The organism is Streptomyces sp. NPDC049970, assembly GCF_040660235.1.
GTDB lineage: Bacteria > Actinomycetota > Actinomycetes > Streptomycetales > Streptomycetaceae > Streptomyces.
This window is the reverse complement of sequence record NZ_JBFALP010000003.1, coordinates 197,122-212,822: the sequence shown is the minus strand read 5'-3', so window position 1 is coordinate 212,822 and position 15,701 is coordinate 197,122. Positions and strand designations below refer to the sequence as shown.

13 protein-coding genes are annotated in these 15,701 nt (G+C 73.0%); 9 read left to right on the top strand and 4 right to left on the bottom strand.

Translation table 11 applies throughout. The features are described 5' to 3' along the window. Positions 1-114: 114 nt before the first annotated feature. Both AB0I83_RS07240 and AB0I83_RS07235 read right to left on the bottom strand, forming a co-directional pair. Positions 115-1,857 carry an MFS transporter gene (locus tag AB0I83_RS07240; RefSeq protein WP_356839563.1) on the bottom strand — a complete coding sequence of 581 codons (1,743 nt, stop codon included), beginning with the start codon at positions 1,855-1,857 and terminating at the stop codon, positions 115-117. 78 nt (positions 1,858-1,935) lie between these two features. After that, positions 1,936-3,009, bottom strand: a complete 1,074-nt coding sequence (locus tag AB0I83_RS07235; RefSeq protein ID WP_363303909.1) for a CaiB/BaiF CoA-transferase family protein — start codon at positions 3,007-3,009, stop codon at positions 1,936-1,938. Between the two features lie 190 nt (positions 3,010-3,199). On the opposite strand from AB0I83_RS07235, the gene AB0I83_RS07230 reads away from it, so the two are divergent. The 6 genes from AB0I83_RS07230 (at position 3,200) to AB0I83_RS07205 (ending at position 10,196) form a co-directional block, all read left to right on the top strand. After that, complete coding sequence (locus AB0I83_RS07230; protein ID WP_356535849.1) at positions 3,200-4,321, top strand: epoxide hydrolase family protein; 1,122 nt, start codon at positions 3,200-3,202, stop codon at positions 4,319-4,321. Between the two features lie 24 nt (positions 4,322-4,345). Further along, the gene (locus tag AB0I83_RS07225) at positions 4,346-5,590 is read left to right on the top strand and encodes a cytochrome P450 (protein ID WP_363303907.1); all 1,245 of its coding nucleotides are present in this window, start codon (positions 4,346-4,348) and stop codon (positions 5,588-5,590) included. Next, positions 5,587-6,609: an NADP-dependent oxidoreductase gene (locus AB0I83_RS07220; RefSeq protein WP_363303905.1), complete on the top strand. Its 1,023-nt coding sequence runs from the start codon at positions 5,587-5,589 to the stop codon at positions 6,607-6,609. The genes AB0I83_RS07225 and AB0I83_RS07220 overlap by 4 nt, the downstream gene beginning before the upstream one ends. A 158-nt stretch (positions 6,610-6,767) precedes the next feature. Then, the gene (locus AB0I83_RS07215; RefSeq protein ID WP_363303904.1) at positions 6,768-7,883 is read left to right on the top strand and encodes a winged helix DNA-binding domain-containing protein; all 1,116 of its coding nucleotides are present in this window, start codon (positions 6,768-6,770) and stop codon (positions 7,881-7,883) included. A 215-nt stretch (positions 7,884-8,098) separates the two neighbouring features. Next, positions 8,099-8,863 (top strand): SDR family oxidoreductase, encoded by a 765-nt coding sequence (locus tag AB0I83_RS07210; protein WP_363303903.1) that lies wholly within the window; start codon positions 8,099-8,101, stop codon positions 8,861-8,863. A gap of 103 nt (positions 8,864-8,966) precedes the next feature. After that, positions 8,967-10,196 carry a cytochrome P450 gene (locus AB0I83_RS07205; protein WP_356535844.1) on the top strand — a complete coding sequence of 410 codons (1,230 nt, stop codon included), beginning with the start codon at positions 8,967-8,969 and terminating at the stop codon, positions 10,194-10,196. Positions 10,197-10,403: 207 nt separating this feature from the next. On the opposite strand, the gene AB0I83_RS07200 is transcribed toward AB0I83_RS07205, so the two are convergent. Beyond that, entirely contained in the window at positions 10,404-11,828 is a 1,425-nt protein-coding gene (locus AB0I83_RS07200; protein ID WP_363303902.1) for an alpha/beta fold hydrolase, read from the bottom strand. 21 nt (positions 11,829-11,849) lie between these two features. Beyond that, on the bottom strand, positions 11,850-13,340 hold the full coding sequence (locus tag AB0I83_RS07195; protein ID WP_356839557.1) for an MFS transporter: 1,491 nt from the start codon (positions 13,338-13,340) through the stop codon (positions 11,850-11,852). A gap of 170 nt (positions 13,341-13,510) precedes the next feature. Between AB0I83_RS07195 and AB0I83_RS07190 the strand changes: the two genes are divergently transcribed. Genes AB0I83_RS07190 through AB0I83_RS07180 form a run of 3 tightly spaced genes read left to right on the top strand, consistent with a single transcriptional unit; the run spans position 13,511 to position 15,664 of the window. Further along, complete coding sequence (locus AB0I83_RS07190) at positions 13,511-13,834, top strand: 2Fe-2S iron-sulfur cluster-binding protein (RefSeq protein ID WP_356535841.1); 324 nt, start codon at positions 13,511-13,513, stop codon at positions 13,832-13,834. Then, the gene (locus AB0I83_RS07185) at positions 13,834-15,120 is read left to right on the top strand and encodes an FAD-dependent oxidoreductase (protein ID WP_363303901.1); all 1,287 of its coding nucleotides are present in this window, start codon (positions 13,834-13,836) and stop codon (positions 15,118-15,120) included. The genes AB0I83_RS07190 and AB0I83_RS07185 overlap by 1 nt, the downstream gene beginning before the upstream one ends. Then, complete coding sequence (locus AB0I83_RS07180) at positions 15,113-15,664, top strand: hypothetical protein (RefSeq protein ID WP_356535839.1); 552 nt, start codon at positions 15,113-15,115, stop codon at positions 15,662-15,664. Before AB0I83_RS07185 ends, AB0I83_RS07180 begins: the two co-directional genes overlap by 8 nt. Positions 15,665-15,701: the final 37 nt, after the last annotated feature.

The following is a 15,701-nucleotide window of genomic DNA, read 5'->3' as shown; positions in this document are numbered from 1 at the left end:
GTCGCCGTCCCTCGCCCCGGACCCGGGCGGCGCCGGACGCACGTAGGCGGCCCCGGACGGCGTGGTGCCGTCCGGGGCCGCCGCCCGGTCACCGGTGCGGGGGCGCCGCGGGTCTCAGGAGACCTGGGCGGGCTCGGTGCCCTCCTCCTCGGCGGTCTCCTCGCGCAGCCTGCGGGGCACGGCGAAGAGCAGGAGGAACACCACCACGGTGACCCCGATGAACACCGTCAGCAGGGTCTGGAAACTGGCGGCGAAGGACGTGCCCGTCGCGTCCTTCTGGTAGCCGTCGAGCACGGTGGCGACCTCGGGGGCGCGGAGCGGCTCGGCGGTGCAGCTCGCCGGGACGATCGCGGCGTCCTTCTCACCGGCGCGGTCCACGGCGCAGGTGCGGTAGGCCGTGGCGACGCTCTCCGCCTCGCCGGGGGTGACCCCGGCGGTGGCGACGAGTTCCTTGCGCAGGTCGGGCAGCTGGTCGTCGACGCTCGTACCGGTGTTGCCCACCAGGCCGCCGAAGAAGACCACGCTGACCAGGGCGCCGCCGATCGCGAAGCCCAGCTGGGTGTTGGTGTTGACGAGACCGGAGGCGGAGCCCGCGTCCTTGTGGTCGACCTCGGAGGTCACGATGAGCGGCAGCGGGGTCGCCACCGTGCCGAAGCCCAGGCCGATCAGGAAGAGCGGGATCGCGATGTTCCAGGAGGTGACGTCGCTGCCGTACTCCCCGGCGACCCAGATGTACGCGGCGAGACCGGCGACCAGGACGACGGCGCCGGCCTGCATGGCCTTGCGGCCGAACTTCGGGACCAGGATCATCACGGACGTCGTGGCGGTCAGGAAGGCACCGATGCAGAACGGCAGGCTGGTGAGGCCGGCGCGCATCGGGGACCAGCCCTGGCCGATCTGCATGTAGAGCGTCCACCCGATCGTGAACATGCCCATGCCGGTGTAGAAGATCAGGTTGACCGCGAGGCCCGAGGAGAAGCTGCGGGTACGGAACAGGGCCAGCTCCACGAGCGGCGAACCGTCCTTGCGGGTCTTGCGCTTCTGCCACTGGACGAACCCGACGAGCACCGGGACCGACGCGATCATGGAGACGTAGCCCCAGGCCGGCCAGCCGAGCTCGCGGCCCTGGAGCAGCGGGTAGACGAGCATGACCAGGCCGACGGTGGCCAGGACGACCCCGATGGTGTCCAGCTTGAGCGCCTGGGGCGCCTTGGACTCGGTGATCACCTTGGAGCCGTAGACCAGGCCGAGCAGGCCGATGGGCACGTTGATGAGGAAGATCAGGCGCCAGTCGAGGCCGAACAGGTCCCACTGGACCATCAGGCCGCCGAGGGCGAGCCCGAGGGTGGCCGCGAGACCGCCGACCAGGCCGTGCAGGGCGAAGGCGGTGCCCCGCTCCTTGTTCGAGAAGGTGACGTGGATGATCGACAGCACCTGCGGGATCATGAGACCCGAGAAGGCGCCCTGCAGGACCCGGGACGCCACCAGCTGCCACGGCTCCTGGGCGAGACCGGCCGTCAGGGACATCGCCGTGAACCCGGCGACACCGATCATGAACATCTTCTTGCGGCCGTAGATGTCACCCAGCCGGCCGCCGAGGATCAGCATCAGGGCGAAGGCCAGCTGGTAGCCGACCAGGACCCACTGGATGGCCGAGTAGCCGGCTCCCAGCTCGCGCTGCATGGAGGGGGCCGCGACGTTGGCGATCGTGCCGTCGAGCAGATCCATGAACGCGGAGACGAGCAGCACCAGGAGCGCCGCCCAGCGCTTCGGATCCAGCTTCACCGAGCCGGCATCCGTCTGCTTCCCTTCCACCTCCGTCTCCACGGACGGAGCCTGCTCCGAGGAAATAGCCATGGTGTACCTCTCTGAATCTGGATGCACGGGGGGGTTGGATGTCCCGGAGGGATCCCCTGGGGGCCGGGAGCGGTGAGGTCACGGCCTGCGGCCGTGGGGGTCCACTCCGCAGGATTCCGGTTGCCGGTGGAGTACCGCTGGAGTGCGGCTGAACCGTGGTGCGGGAGCGGCGGGAGCGCTGGCGCGGGCCAGTTGGTGCGGGTGCCGCGCGGCTTCGTCGACGCGCAGTACGGGGGTGACGCAGGCCTCCGTCCCCTCGAAGCGCCGGGCCCAGGTGTCCCGGTCGTGGCGCAGGAACCGGTCGGCGAACGCCCGGCGCAGGGCCGGCCAGCCGTCGCGGTCCGTACGGTCCGGGAGGAGCGCGGGGTCGAGCCCCAGACCGTCCAGGAGGGCGGCGTAGAAGCGGTCCTCCAGGGCGCCGACGGCGACGTGGCCGCCGTCGGCGCAGGCGTAGCAGGTGTAGAACGGCGCGCCGCCGTCGAGCAGGTTGGAGCCGCGCTCGTGGCGCCACTGCCGGGCGTCCGCCATCGCGACGACCATGCCGAGGAGGCTGTTCACACCGTCCACGATCGACGCGTCGACGACCTGGCCGAACCCGGAGGCCCCGCGTTCGTGGAGCGCCGCGAGGACGCCCGCGACCAGGTACATCGCACCGCCGCCGAAGTCGCCCAGCAGGTTCACCGGAGGCACGGGGGGCCCGCCCGCCTGCCCGGTCGCGTACAACGCACCGGTCAGAGCGAGGTAGTTGATGTCGTGGCCGGGGGTGAGGGCGAGCGGGCCGTCCTGCCCCCAGCCGGTCATCCGGGCGTACACGAGCCGGGGGTTGCGCCGAAGGCAGACCTCGGGTCCGATGCCCAGGCGCTCGGCGACCCGCGGCCGGAACCCTTCGACGAGTACGTCGGCGCCGTCCACGAGCCGCAGCAGCTCCCCGGTACCCGCCGGGTCCTTCAGATCGAGGGCGACCGTCTCCCTGCCCCGGTCCAGCTCCCGGTGCCATTCGGCGAACGACCTTCGCCCGTCCGCCCGTTCGACCCTGAGCACCTCGGCTCCCAGGTCGGCGAACATCATGCAGGCGAAGGGGACGGGCCCGATCGCGGAGAGCTCGACGACCTTCAGGCCGTACAGCGGTCCGGCCGCGGTGGATGTGGTCATCGCTGCTCCTCCTGGTCACCGGTCGCGGGCTCGCAGGGTGGGCGTCCGGGCTCGCGTGCGGCACGAGGCGGGGCGGAGTGCGCGGCGCCGGCCGGCGGGTTCCAGCCCGCCTCGAGGGCCGGTCCGTAGCGTCCCGCCGCACAGCGTCAGCTGGACCGGCCCCCTCTCTCAGCCCTGGAGGAAACCCCGCATGAGTACGGCACTCACGCCCTTCCGCGTCGCGTTTCCCGAGGCGGACCTCGACGATCTGAGGGACCGTCTGGCACGCACCCGGTGGCCCGAGGCCGAGACGGTCGACGACTGGTCGCAGGGGGTCCCGCTGGACTACCTGCGGGACCTGGCGGAGCGCTGGCGCACGACCTACGACTGGCGCGCCACCGAGGCCCGGCTGAACGCCCTCCCCCAGTACCGGACCGAGATCGACGGCCTCGGCATCCACTTCCTGCACGTGCGCTCGCCGCATCCGCAGGCGGTTCCCCTGCTGCTGAGCCACGGCTGGCCCGGCTCCGTCGTCGAGTTCCTCGAACTGGTCGGGCCCCTGACCGACCCGGAGGACCCGGCCGACGCCTTCCACGTGGTAGCCCCGTCACTGCCGGGCTACGCGTTCAGCGACAGGCCCGCCGCGACGGGCTGGACCGTGGAGCGCACGGCCGACGCCTGGGCGCAGCTGATGGCGCGCCTGGGGTACGAGCGGTACGCGGCCCACGGCGTCGACTGGGGCTCCTTCCTCACCGGCGCGCTGGGCACGTCGGACGCGGCGCATCTGATGGGCATTCACCTGGTGATGCCGTTCGCCCGGCCGCCCCAGGAGCAGGTGGAGCTGGACGCCCGGGACCTGGCGGGTCTCGCGGCGCTCAAGGAGTTCCAGCTGTCCGAGGGCGGCTACTCGGCCGTGCAGTCCACCCGCCCGCAGACCCTGGGCTACGGGCTCACCGACTCACCGGTGGCCCAGCTGGCCTGGATGGTGGAGAAGTACCGGGCGTGGAGCGACCACGACGGGGACCTGGAGAAGGTGATCCCCGCCGAACGCCTGCTGGACGCGGTCACGCTGGCCTGGCTGGCGGGGACCGGGGCCTCCTCCTCGCGGATCTACTGGGAGAGCCACAACAAGATGGCGCTCGACCGGGTGGACGTCCCCACGGCCTGCTCGGTCTTCCCACGTGACGCGCGGATGCCGCGCGCCTGGTGCGAGCACAGGTTCACGGACCTGCGCCGGTGGACGGACCACGAGCGTGGCGGCCACTTCCCCGCGCTGGAGCAGCCGGAGCTGCTCGTGGACGAGCTGCGCTCCTTCTTCCGGCCGCTTCGCTGACCGTACGGCCGAGGAGGCACCGGCATGACTTCCTGCCCCGTCGGCGCTCACGGTGAGCTGCCCGACTTCCCCTTCCCGGGGTCCGGTTACGACGGCCCCGCCCCGCTCCTGGCGCGGCTCGCCGCCGAACGGCCCGTCCTGCGCGTCGACTGGGCCGGCGGCGGCCACGCCTGGCTGGTGACGCGCCACCAGGACGTGCGCGCCGTGCTGGAGGACACCCGCTTCAGCCGGGCGGCCTCGTACGCACCGGACGCGCCCAGGTTCGGCGGGCTGTTCCAGGCTCCGCCGGGGATGATCGTCTCGCTGGACCCGCCGGACCACACCCGGCTGAGGGACCTGGCCGCGCAGGCCTTCTCGCCGGAACGCGTCGAGTCGATGCGCCCCCGTGTCCGGGAGGTCGCGGGGAGGCTGCTGGACGCGCTGGAGAAGGAGGCGGACGCCGGACCCGTCGATCTGGTCGCCGGCTTCGCCGCTCCGCTGGCGATGACGGTCATCTGCGAACTGCTGGGTGTCCCGGAGGCGGACCGGGACCGCTTCCACTCCTGGGTACGCCGCTTCGCGGACGTCTCCGCTCCCGAGGACGAGTCCGCCGAGGGCGGCAGGCTACTCGGCGGCTACATCGCGGAACTGGTCGCGGCCCGGCTCCGCGAGCCCGCCGACGACGTGCTGTCGGCGCTGGCCGCGGCACGCGCGGGCGAGGACCGGCTGTCCTTCGACGAGCTCGTCGGCCTCGGATTCACCCTGCTCGGCGCAGGCTTCGACTCCTCGGCGGGCCAGATCGGCAACTTCGCCGCCATGCTGCTCGCCCGGCACCCCGAGGTGTGGCGCCGGCTGGGCGAGGAGCCAGGGGAGATCCCGGCCGCCGTCGAGGAGCTGCTGCGCATCGTCAACCTGAACGGCAACGACACCTCGGGCCTGCCCCGTATCGCCCTGGAGGACGTGGACATCGGGGGCACCACGGTGCCGGCAGGTGACGCGGTGTTCCTCGCCTTCGTCACGGCCAACCGGGACCCGGACGTCTTCCCGGGGGGCGCGAGGGCCGACTTCGGCCGTACGCACAATCCGCACCTCGCCTTCGGGCACGGCATCCACCGCTGCCTGGGAGCTCCGCTGGCCCGGCTCGAACTGGCCGTGGCCCTGGAGGAGATGACCCGCCGCTTCCCCGGGGCCGGCCTCGCCGTGCCGGAGGCCGAACTCCCCTGGCGCACGGGCGACGTCAACCACAACCTTTCCCGTCTTCCCCTCCACCTGCGAAGGAGCACCGCATGACCGCCGATCAGCTGCCGGCCACCAGCCGGGAGGTCCGGCTGGCCTCCTACCCCGAGGGCGATGTGACCCTCGACCACTTCGAGCTCGCCGAGTCCGAGCTCTCCGAGCCGGGCGTGGGCCAGGTCGTCGTCCGCAACGACTGGATGACGCTGGGTTCCGTCGCCCGGGACCAGATGAATCCGCACACCACGCTGCCGATCCCGGTGTTCCAGCCGGGGGTCGCCATGTGGGGCCGTACCGTCGGGACGGTCGTGCGCTCCAACAGCCCGGCCCTCGCCGTCGGGGACCTGGTGGAGCACTTCTCCGGCTGGCGCGACTACGCCGTGGGCACCGCCCACGAGTTCTTCAGGCGCGACCGCTCCCTGCTGCCGTCCTCCGAGTACTTCCTGTCCCAGGGGCCGACCGCCTGGCACGGCATGGCGGAGACCGCGCAGGTCACGGAGGGGGACGTCGTCTTCGTCTCCGGCGCCACGAACGGCGTCGGCGCCCTGGCCGGCCAGATCGCCAAGCTGCACGGCGCGGCGAAGGTCATCGGCAGCACCGGGTCCAAGGAGAAGATCGACTTCCTGGTGAAGGAGGTCGGCTTCGACGCGGCCTTCGACTACCACGACGGGCCGGTGGCCCAGCAGCTCGCCGAACTGGCGCCCGAGGGCGTGGACGTCGTCTTCGACAACGTCGGCGGCGAGCAGTTCGAGGCCGCCGTGCAGGTGGCCTCGCGCGGCGCGCGCATCGCCCTGTGCGGGGTGCTCGCCGGCCAGCACGGCGACGACGGCGGCAGCCCCCGGCTCCCCCTGATGTCGGCGATCACCAAGGACCTCACGCTGCGCGGCTTCGCCACCATGCACACCCCGGACCAGATCGACGGCTGGAACGCCCGCTTCGGGGCCTGGCTGGCGGACGGGAAGATCGTCTTCCCGCACACCGTCGTGGAGGGCGGGGTACCCGCGCTCCCCCAGGCGTTCGTGGACCTGCTGGACCGCCGCTACAGCGGCACCGTCCTGGTCAGGCTCGGCGCCTGACACCGCCCCTTCTCCTGGCCGGGTCCGGCGGTCGACGCCGCCGGACCGCCGCAGGTGCCCCGGGTCACGCGGACCCGGGGCACCTGCGGCGTTGCCGTGCGCCCCGGCCGGGCCCGTCGACGGACCCGACCCACCGCACCTTCCGGAAGAGGACAGCCATGGCGGCACCCGCCCCCGACGTACTGGACCACGTACAGCTCAACCGGGCTCTGCTGGCACGCCAGTTGCTCCTGCGGCGCTCGGACCTCGGCGCGGTCGAGGCGGTGGAGCACCTGGTCGGTATGCAGGCCCAGGCGCCCAACCCCCCGTACGTCGGGCTGTGGACCCGGCTGGCGGGGTTCCGGACCCTGGACCTGGCGGCCAGGGTGCAGAGCCGGGAGGTGGTGCGGCTGGCGCTGATGCGCGGGACCATCCACCTGGTGTCCGCCCGGGACTGCCTTCGTCTGCGGCCGGTGCTCGCCGAGTCGCTGGAGCGTTCGCTGAACGGCACCTTCGGCCGGAAGCTCGCGGGCCTCGACCTCGCCGAGGTCGTGGACCTGGGTGTGGAGGCCCTGGAGAAGGAGGCCATGACACTGGGCGCCCTCGGCACCCTGCTCGCCGAGCGGTGGCCCGAGCACGACGCATTCGCGCTGGCCAACGCCGTACGCGGTCTGGTGCCCCTGGTCCAGGTGCCGCCGCGCGGGCTGTGGGGTGAGAGCGGCCAGGCCGCCCACACCACGGCGGTGTCCTGGCTGGGCCGCGAGCCGGACGAGGTGCCGGACCCGGCGGCCGTGGTGGAGCGCTACCTCGCCGCCTTCGGTCCGGCCTCGGTGAAGGACATGCAGGTGTGGTCGGGCATGACCCGCCTGGCGTCCGTGGTCGGGCGGCTGGGCACCCGCCTGCGGGTCTTCCGGGGCACCGACGGGCGCAGGCTCTACGACCTGCCGGAGGCGCCGAGGCCGGGCCCGGGCACCCCGGCGCCGGTGCGCTTCCTGCCGGACTTCGACAACATCCTGCTGTCGCACGCCGACCGCTCCCGCATCATCACCGAGGAGCGGCGCCGACACGTCTTCACGCGGAACGGCCTGATCCGGCCCACCTTCCTGGTGGACGGTTTCGTCGCCGGGATGTGGCGCGTCGACCGGGAGCGCGGGGCGGCCCGGCTGGTCCTCCAGCCCTTCGCCCCGCTCACCCGCCCGGTGCGGGACCGGCTGACCGAGGAGGGGGGCCGGTTGCTCTCCTTCGCGGCGGCGGACAGCGCGTCGGCCGAGGTCGTCTTCGACGGGCACCCCTGAGCCCGGCCGGCGCGGGCCGCGGATGGTCCTGACCTCCACCGACCGGTCGGCGCGGGCCGCCGCACAGCGGCCGCCCCGACCGGGCCTCCCGGGCGCGGGGGTGTGCCGCCCGCGCGCTCCGCGTCCGCTCGACCGGCGCCCCAGCCCGGTTCGGTGTACTGACGGCCCGGCCCCCGCCGCCCCGTCGCCACCACCGGCCGAGAGAGGGAACTCCCATGTCGGACCAGCCTTTTGCCGATAGGACAGTCGTCGTCACCGGAGGAGGCACCGGCATCGGCCGGGCCTCCTCCCTGGCCTTCGCCGGCCTCGGCGCCCGTACCGTCATCATCACCGGCCGCCGCGAGGGCCGGCTCGCCGAAGTCGCCGCCCAGCACCCGGCGATCGTCCCCGTCACCGCCGACGTCACCACGGCGTCCGGGGCGGAGGCCGTCGCCGCCGCCGTCAAGGACCACGGGGGCGCGCTGGACGTCCTGGTGCACAACGCGGGGGTCTTCCGCTTCACGCCCCTCGCCGCCCTGGACCCCGACACCGCGCGGGAGGTCCTGGAGACCAACGTCCTCGGGCCCGTACTGCTGACCCGGGAGCTGCTCCCGCTGCTGAGCACGCCCGGTGGCAGCATCGTGCTGGTGTCCAGCAGGGGCGGGCACAACCCCGGCCCGGAGAGCTCGCTGTACTCGGCGAGCAAGGCGGCCGTGCACAGCTTCACCCGGAGCTGGGCGGCCGAACTGGCCCCGCGGGGCATCCGGGTCAACGCCGTCGCCCCCGGCTTCGTCCGCACGGAGGCCTACCTCGCCAACGGTCTCTCCCCCGAGCAGGTGGAGGGGCTCTTCGCCGGTGTCGCGCAGTCCGTGCCGCTCGGCCGGATCGCGGAGGCGGAGGAGATCGCCACCTGGGTGGCCCGGCTCGCCGAGCCCTCCGACTCCCTCGTCACCGGCCAGATCCTGACCCTGGACGGCGGAATGGACGTGGCCGCACGCTGAGCGCCGTACGTCTCCACCCGCGCACCGCAGGAACAGCCGCACAGCCGTGCGTCGCACCACCCGCGTGTCATCACCTTTACGGACCGGAGAGGATCGATCCCCTGTGACCATCAGTGACCTGGAGTCAGCTGCCCCCGCCGAGGCGGAGGCGGAGACGTTCCCGTACAAGCGCCAGTGCCCGTTCACTCCCCCGCGGGCCTACACCGAGATGGCCGAGAAGGACGTCTCGCAGGTCACGCTGGACGGTTCCGGCCTGCGCATATGGACGGTGACGGGCTATCAGACGATACGTGAGCTGCTCACCGACCCGCGTCTGAGCGCGTCCCGCAAGCACGACAACTTCCCCTTCTACTTCGTCGCGCCGCCGGAGTACCGCACGGAGACGTCCTTCATCGGTTACGACGGCCAGGCCCACAGCAGCACCCGCCGCAAGGCCGCGCTCACCTTCACCCACCGGCAGGTCCAGCGGCTGCGCCCGCGCATCGAGGAGATCGTCGACGACCACCTGGACCAGCTGCTGGCGATGGAGGCCCCGGCCGACTTCCACCGGGTGTTCTCCCTCGCCGTGCCGATGACCGTGATCTGCGAACTGCTCGGCATCCCGCAGGACCAGCACGAGTTCTTCATCAAGCACGGCACCGCGCTGCTCGGCGGGCACAGCTCGACCGAGGAGCGGCAGGCCGCCATCGTCGAGGTGAACGCGTACATCAGCGAGCTGATCCAGCTGAAGAAGAAGGAGCCGGGCGAGGACCTCCTCAGCCGGGCGATGGCCGACTACGAGGCGTCCGGCGAGGAGTACACCGACCGCGACCTGTTCAACATGGTCCGGCTCCTCATGAACGGCGGCCACGAGACGACCGCCAGCCAGATCTCGCTCGGCACCGCCTGCCTGCTGGAGAACCCGGACCAGCTGGAACTCCTGATCAACGACCCGTCCCTGGTCAAGCCCGCGGTGGAGGAGCTGGTGCGGTTCGCGACCATCGGCGACACCGCCGTGCCGCGCGTCGCGCTGGAGGACATCGAGGTCGCCGGCCAGACCATCCGCAAGGGCGACGGCATCCTCTGCCTGGGCCTGGCCGCCAACCGAGATCCGGAGGTCTTCCCCGAGCCGGAGAAGCTCGACATCCGGCGCGGCAGCCGCAAGCACCTCGGGTTCGGGCACGGCGTCCACCACTGCATCGGCGCGGACCTGGCCCGTCTCGAACTGGAGATCGTCTGGGGCAAGCTGTTCCAGCGCGTCCCGACGCTGAAGCTGGCCAAGCCGTTCCTGGAGATCCCCCGCAAGGAGGGCGCCGTGATCTACGGCCTGTGGGAGCTGCCGGTCACCTGGTGACCGGTACGCCGCCGGCCCGGTGCCGGCGGGGAGGACCGGGGCGGTGCCGTCGGATGGCGACGGCACCGCCCCTTCTTCGTGCCCGCCGGCCGCCGTGCCCGCCCGCCACCGGGCACGGCGGAACGCCCGGCCGGATCGTCCCGGCCGGGCGTTCGCCGTCGTGCGTGGCGCTTCGTGCTTCGTGCGTTGAGCGCCGTGCGCGCCTGCCTACGCGTCCGCGGGTACGTCCGGGCGCGGGGTCCGGCCCGGGCAGGAGGAGCGCTCGGCGGGCAGGACACCGTCGACCAGGTAGCGGTGGACCACGGCGTCCACGTGCGGGTTGCCCCCGAGCACGTACACCTCGTGCTCGCCGGAGTCCTCGACGGTGAGCAGGTGGTGCCCGAGCAGCTCGGCCATGGCCACACCGCCGTCGTAGTGGTCCATGGGGTCGCCGTCGGCCTGCACGATCAGTCCCGTCGGGTAGCCCTCGCGGGACAGCTCGGCCGGTTCCTCGGCGGCCTCGAAGGCCCGGAACGCCCCCACCCACGGCGAGGCCCGCAGGACCCCGAAGCCGTACGGGAACCGCTTCCGGAACTCGCGCATGTCCTGGTAGTAGACCTCCAGGTCGGCCGGCCAGGCGTGCTCCAGCGTGATGGCCTCCAGGACACCGATGCGCAGGTCGCCCTCGCTGTCAGCGGGCCGCCAGGTGCCCTGTTCGGCCAGGAGTTCCCGGCAGGCGTCAGGGTCGCCCTCCCCGGCCGCCCGGCGTACTCCGGCGACCAGGACCGCCAGCCCGGCCCAACGGCCCCGGTCGGCGGCCCGGTTGCCCACGGCACCGTCGAACAGGGTGCGCAGGCGTACGGCGTCCTCGGGCAGCGCCTCCAGGGCGGTCACCGCCTCCTCGACGGTGGTGAGGACCTGCTCCGCCGACGCGCCGATGTCGAAGCTGCCGTGCCGCTCGCCGGTCCAGCGGGCCCAGAGGTCGACGTTGCGCTGCACGGCGTCCCCCTGCTGGAGGAACTGCTCGCGCCAGGTCCAGTGCGGGCCGACGCAGGAGTCCAGCACCAGCCGGTCGAGGCCGCCGGGGAAGAGGCTGCCGTACACGGCGCCCACGTAGGCACCGTAGGCGTAGCCGACGAAGCTGATGCGCTCCTCGCCCAGCACCGCGCGGACCACGTCCATGTCGCGGGCGGTGTTACGGGTGCTGATGTGCGGGCGCAGCTCGCCGCCGCCCCGCGCGCAGGCCTCCTCGCGCCGCCGCATGTCCTCGGCGAGCCCGGCGAAGGCGGTGTCCGGCGGGCGGGAGTCGAACGGCTGGGCCGGTACGGCGACTTCCGCGTGCAGCCGGGTCGACTCCCCGATGCCGCGCGGGTCGAAGCCGATGAGGTCGTAGACCTCCTCCAACGGGGTTCCGGCGTACCGGTCGGGCAGCTCCCGGCCGCCGCCCCAGTCGCCGCCGGGGCCCCCGTTGAGGGCCAGCAGGATGCCGCGCCGCCGCACCGGGTCGGTGGCGCGGCGGCGGCTGAGGGCGAGCGTGATCCGCTCGCCCTCCGGGTCGGCGTAGTCGCGGGGGACCTCGATCGTCGCGTGCTCGACCTGGTCCTTGTCGGGTGCGGGCGACCATCGCGGCCGCTGTGTGTGGAAGTGGCTCACCACCGCAAACCTCCGTTCTCGTCAGGCCGCCACCTTCTCGGTGTGGCCTCGAGGAGTGCTGGATCGCTGTCGGACCGGCACGAACAGCGCGGCCACCAGCCCCGCGAAGGCGAAGACCCCGGCGCCGGTGAGGGCGAGGCCGTAGCCGGAGGCGAGCGCGTCGGTGCGGGCCGCTCCCTCCGCCGCTCGGGCGTCGATGCGGGCCGCGGACAGGGCGGCGAGGGTCACCAGGCCGACGGCGCTGCCGAGCTGGCGCGTGGTGTTGAGCAGCCCGGAGGCCAGACCGGCCTGGTGGGAGGGGAGCCCGGCCGTGGCCGCGTTGGTGGTGGCGTTGAGCACGGCGCCCATACCGAGGCCGAGCAGCGTGGCGGGCCCGAGCACGTCTCCGGTGTAGGTCGCGCCGGCGTCCACGGCGGAGAGCCAGAACAGCGCGGTGCCGGACAGCCCGAGGCCGGCGAGCAGGATGGGGCGCGGTCCGGTCCTGGGCACCAGGGAGGCGACGCCCCAGCCGCCGAGCGCGATGCCGAGCGAGAGGGGGAGGTAGCTCAGTCCCGTACGCAGCGGGCTGTAGTGCAGCACCTGCTGCAGCACCAGTGTGAAGAAGTAGAAGGTGCTGAAGAGCGCCGCGATGCCGAAGAAGGCCACCAGGTTGGCGGCGGCGACCGAGCGGTTGCGGAAGACGCCCAGCGGCACCAGGGGGTTGGCGGCGAATCGCGCCTGGATCACGAGGAAGGCGGCCAGCAGCACCCCGCCGCACAGCAGCGGGCCGAGCACCCGGACGGAGCCCCAGCCGTGCACGTGGGACTCGGCGACGCCGTAGACGGCGGCCATGAGGCCGAGGGTGACCGTGACCGCGCCGGGCAGGTCGAGCCCCCGCCCGGCGCCGGTCCGGCGGGGGCGGGTCTCCGGCACGACCCAGCGGACGGTGGCGAACAGGACGAGCCCGATCGGCGCGTTGACCAGGAAGATCCAGCGCCAGGAGAACCAGTGGATGATCACGCCGCCGGCCAGCACGCCGATCGCCCCGGCCGCCCCGGACACGGCGCTCCACCACCCGAACGCCCTTGCCCGAGCGGCCGGTTCGGTGAAGGTGGTGCCCAGCACGGTGAGCGTGGCGGGGGCCATGACGGCCGCTCCTAGGCCCTGGAAGGCGCGGGCGAGCACCAGGGTCACCGGCGCGTCGGCCGCTCCCCCGACCACGCTGGCCAGGGTGAACAGGGCCACGCCGAAGAGGAAGACGCGCCGCTGTCCGAAGAGGTCGGCCAGTCTGCCGCCGAGCAGCAGGAAGCCGCACACCGCCACCGTGTACGCGTTGTTGACCAGTTGCAGATTGTGCTCGTCGAAGTGCAGGTCGCGCGCGATGACGGGCAGCGCCACGTTCACCACCGAGGCGTCCAGCACGTTCATGAACTGGCCCAGGCAGCAGGCGGCGAGTACGAGGGGCAGCCGACGGCCGGCGCCGCCCCTGCCGGGTGGGGAAGCCGTGTCCCGTGTCCGTTCGGTCACTGTCATGCGGGCACGCTGCGCCGGTCCGATCGACCGGGGATCGACCTGCGGTAGCGGCCGGGTCGAGCCCGCCGGAGGGGGTCGAGAGGCGCTCCACCACGCCTGCAGGGAGCTGTCCCAGAGTCCGGTGCCGTACCTCCGCACGGCCGGCCGATATTCCACTAGGAGAGCTCGCCATGGCCAAGATCACCTACAAACATCCGAACGGAACCGTCACCGTCGTCGACGTCGAGGCCCCGAACACGGTCATGCGCGGTGCGAAACTCAACAACGTCGACGGCATCGAGGCCCAGTGCGGCGGCTCCGCCCAGTGCGGGACCTGCCACGTGTACGTCGACCCGGCGAACACCCTGCCGCTGCCCGAGATGGACTCCGTCGAGGACGACGTGCTGTACGGCACCGCCTGCGAGCGTTCGGACCTCAGCCGGCTGAGCTGCCAGCTGCCGGTCTCGGACGCGATCGACGGGCTGCTGGTCCACCTGCCCGAGGCGCAGAGCTGATGGCCGCCGACTCCGTCGTCGTGGCGGGCGCGGGCCAGGCGGGCTTCGAGACCGCCGCCGCACTGCGGAGCCGCGGGTTCCGGGGCCGTGTCACCCTGATCGGGGAGGAGCCGGACCGCCCGGGCCAACGGCCCCCGCTGTCCAAGGGCTACCTCGCGGGCACGGTCTCCGCCGAGGAGATCGCACTGCGTCCGCCGTCTTTCTACACCGACCAGGACATCGAGCTGATGACCGGTCACCGGGTCGCCGCGATCGACCGCGAACGGCGCACCGTGCGGCTGGAGTCGGGGCTGCGCCTGCCCTACGGCGCCCTCGTGCTCGCGACCGGTTGCCGGCCCCGCACGCTTCCGGTGCCCGGTGCGTTCCTGGCCGGTGTGCTGACGCTGCGCGACCTGGCGGACGCGGAGGAGCTGCGGCTGCGGCTGACCGGTCCCGCCCGCAGGATCGTCGTGGTCGGCGCGGGGTTCATCGGCCTGGAGGTCGCGGCCACCGCCAGGCGGCTCGGTCACGAGGTGACGGTCGTGGAGGCGCAGCCCCGGGCCCTGACCCGTGCGCTCACGCCCACCATGTCGGACCGTGTGGTCGCGGAGCACCGCGCCGCCGGGGTCCGTGTGCTGCTGGGCCGCGAGGTGTCGGCGCTGTACGGCGACGAGTCGGGCCGGGTCCAGGTGATGGAGCTGAACGGCGGCGAGCGGATCGCGGCCGAACTCGTCGTCGTGGGCATCGGCGTCGTGCCGCGCACCGAACTGGCGCTCGCCGCGGACCTGACGGTCGGCGACGGCGTCGTGGTCGACGACAGGCTGCGGACCGGCGACCCCGACATCTACGCACTCGGCGACTGCGCCCGCTTCCCCAGCCCCTACGCGGGCCGCCACGTCCGCCTGGAGTCGGTGCAGAACGCCACCGACCAGGCCCGGTGCGTGGCCGCCGCGATCTGCGGGGAGCCGGCGCCGTACACCGCGGTGCCCTGGTTCTGGTCCGAGCAGTACGCCCTGCGGCTCCAGATGGCCGGGCTCACCGCGGACCACGACGAGGCCGTGACCGTGGGCGACGTCGAGGGCGGGCGCTTCTCCGTCTTCTGCTTCCGCGCCGGGCGGCTGGTCGGCACCGAGTCGCTGAACCGCCCCGCCGACCACGGGATCTCCCGGCGGCTGCTGGCGGCGGGCACCGACCTGTCGCCCGACACGGTCCGCCGGCCGGGCTTCGACCTCAAGACCTTCACCCGTCCCCCCACACCTGTTCGGAGCAACGCACACACCCAGGAAAGGCAGACCGTCCATGTCTGAAACCACGACGGCACCCGGGGCCGACGGCGCCCGGCGGCGGGCTCCACGCCCGGCCGCACTCCGCCTGATCGGGATCTGGCTCGCCGTACTCTCCGTCCTGGCCGGGGCCGGCACCGCGACGGCCACCGCGGGTGAGGGGTCAGCCCGCCACGGCAGGCACGTCACCCTGGCCGGCACCTGGGACCTCAGCGTGACGGTGCACTCGCCCGACGGCGACTCGGTCACCGATTCGCGCTTCGTCTTCCTCCCGGACCACCAGCTGACGGTCGTGGGGCCGGTGGACGGCGACGGGGAGCCCCAGTTCGCCGGGGGCGGCTTCTGGAGCGACCGGAGCGACGGCACCTTCACCTTCTACGTCACCCACCCGCCGGGCCCGCCGGGTGCGCCGTACCCCGGCAAGGTCGAGGCGGTCCACCTGGGGCGGATCTCCGGGAAGCACTTCACCTCCTCCGCCCACGCGTTCGTCACGGTCGAGGAGAACGGCCACCCGCAGGGCCCGATCGGCGTCGACGCCACCGCCACCCGGGTACGCACCGCCCGCTGACACCCGGCTCACCCACCGAGCCGCGCCCGCGCCCGGC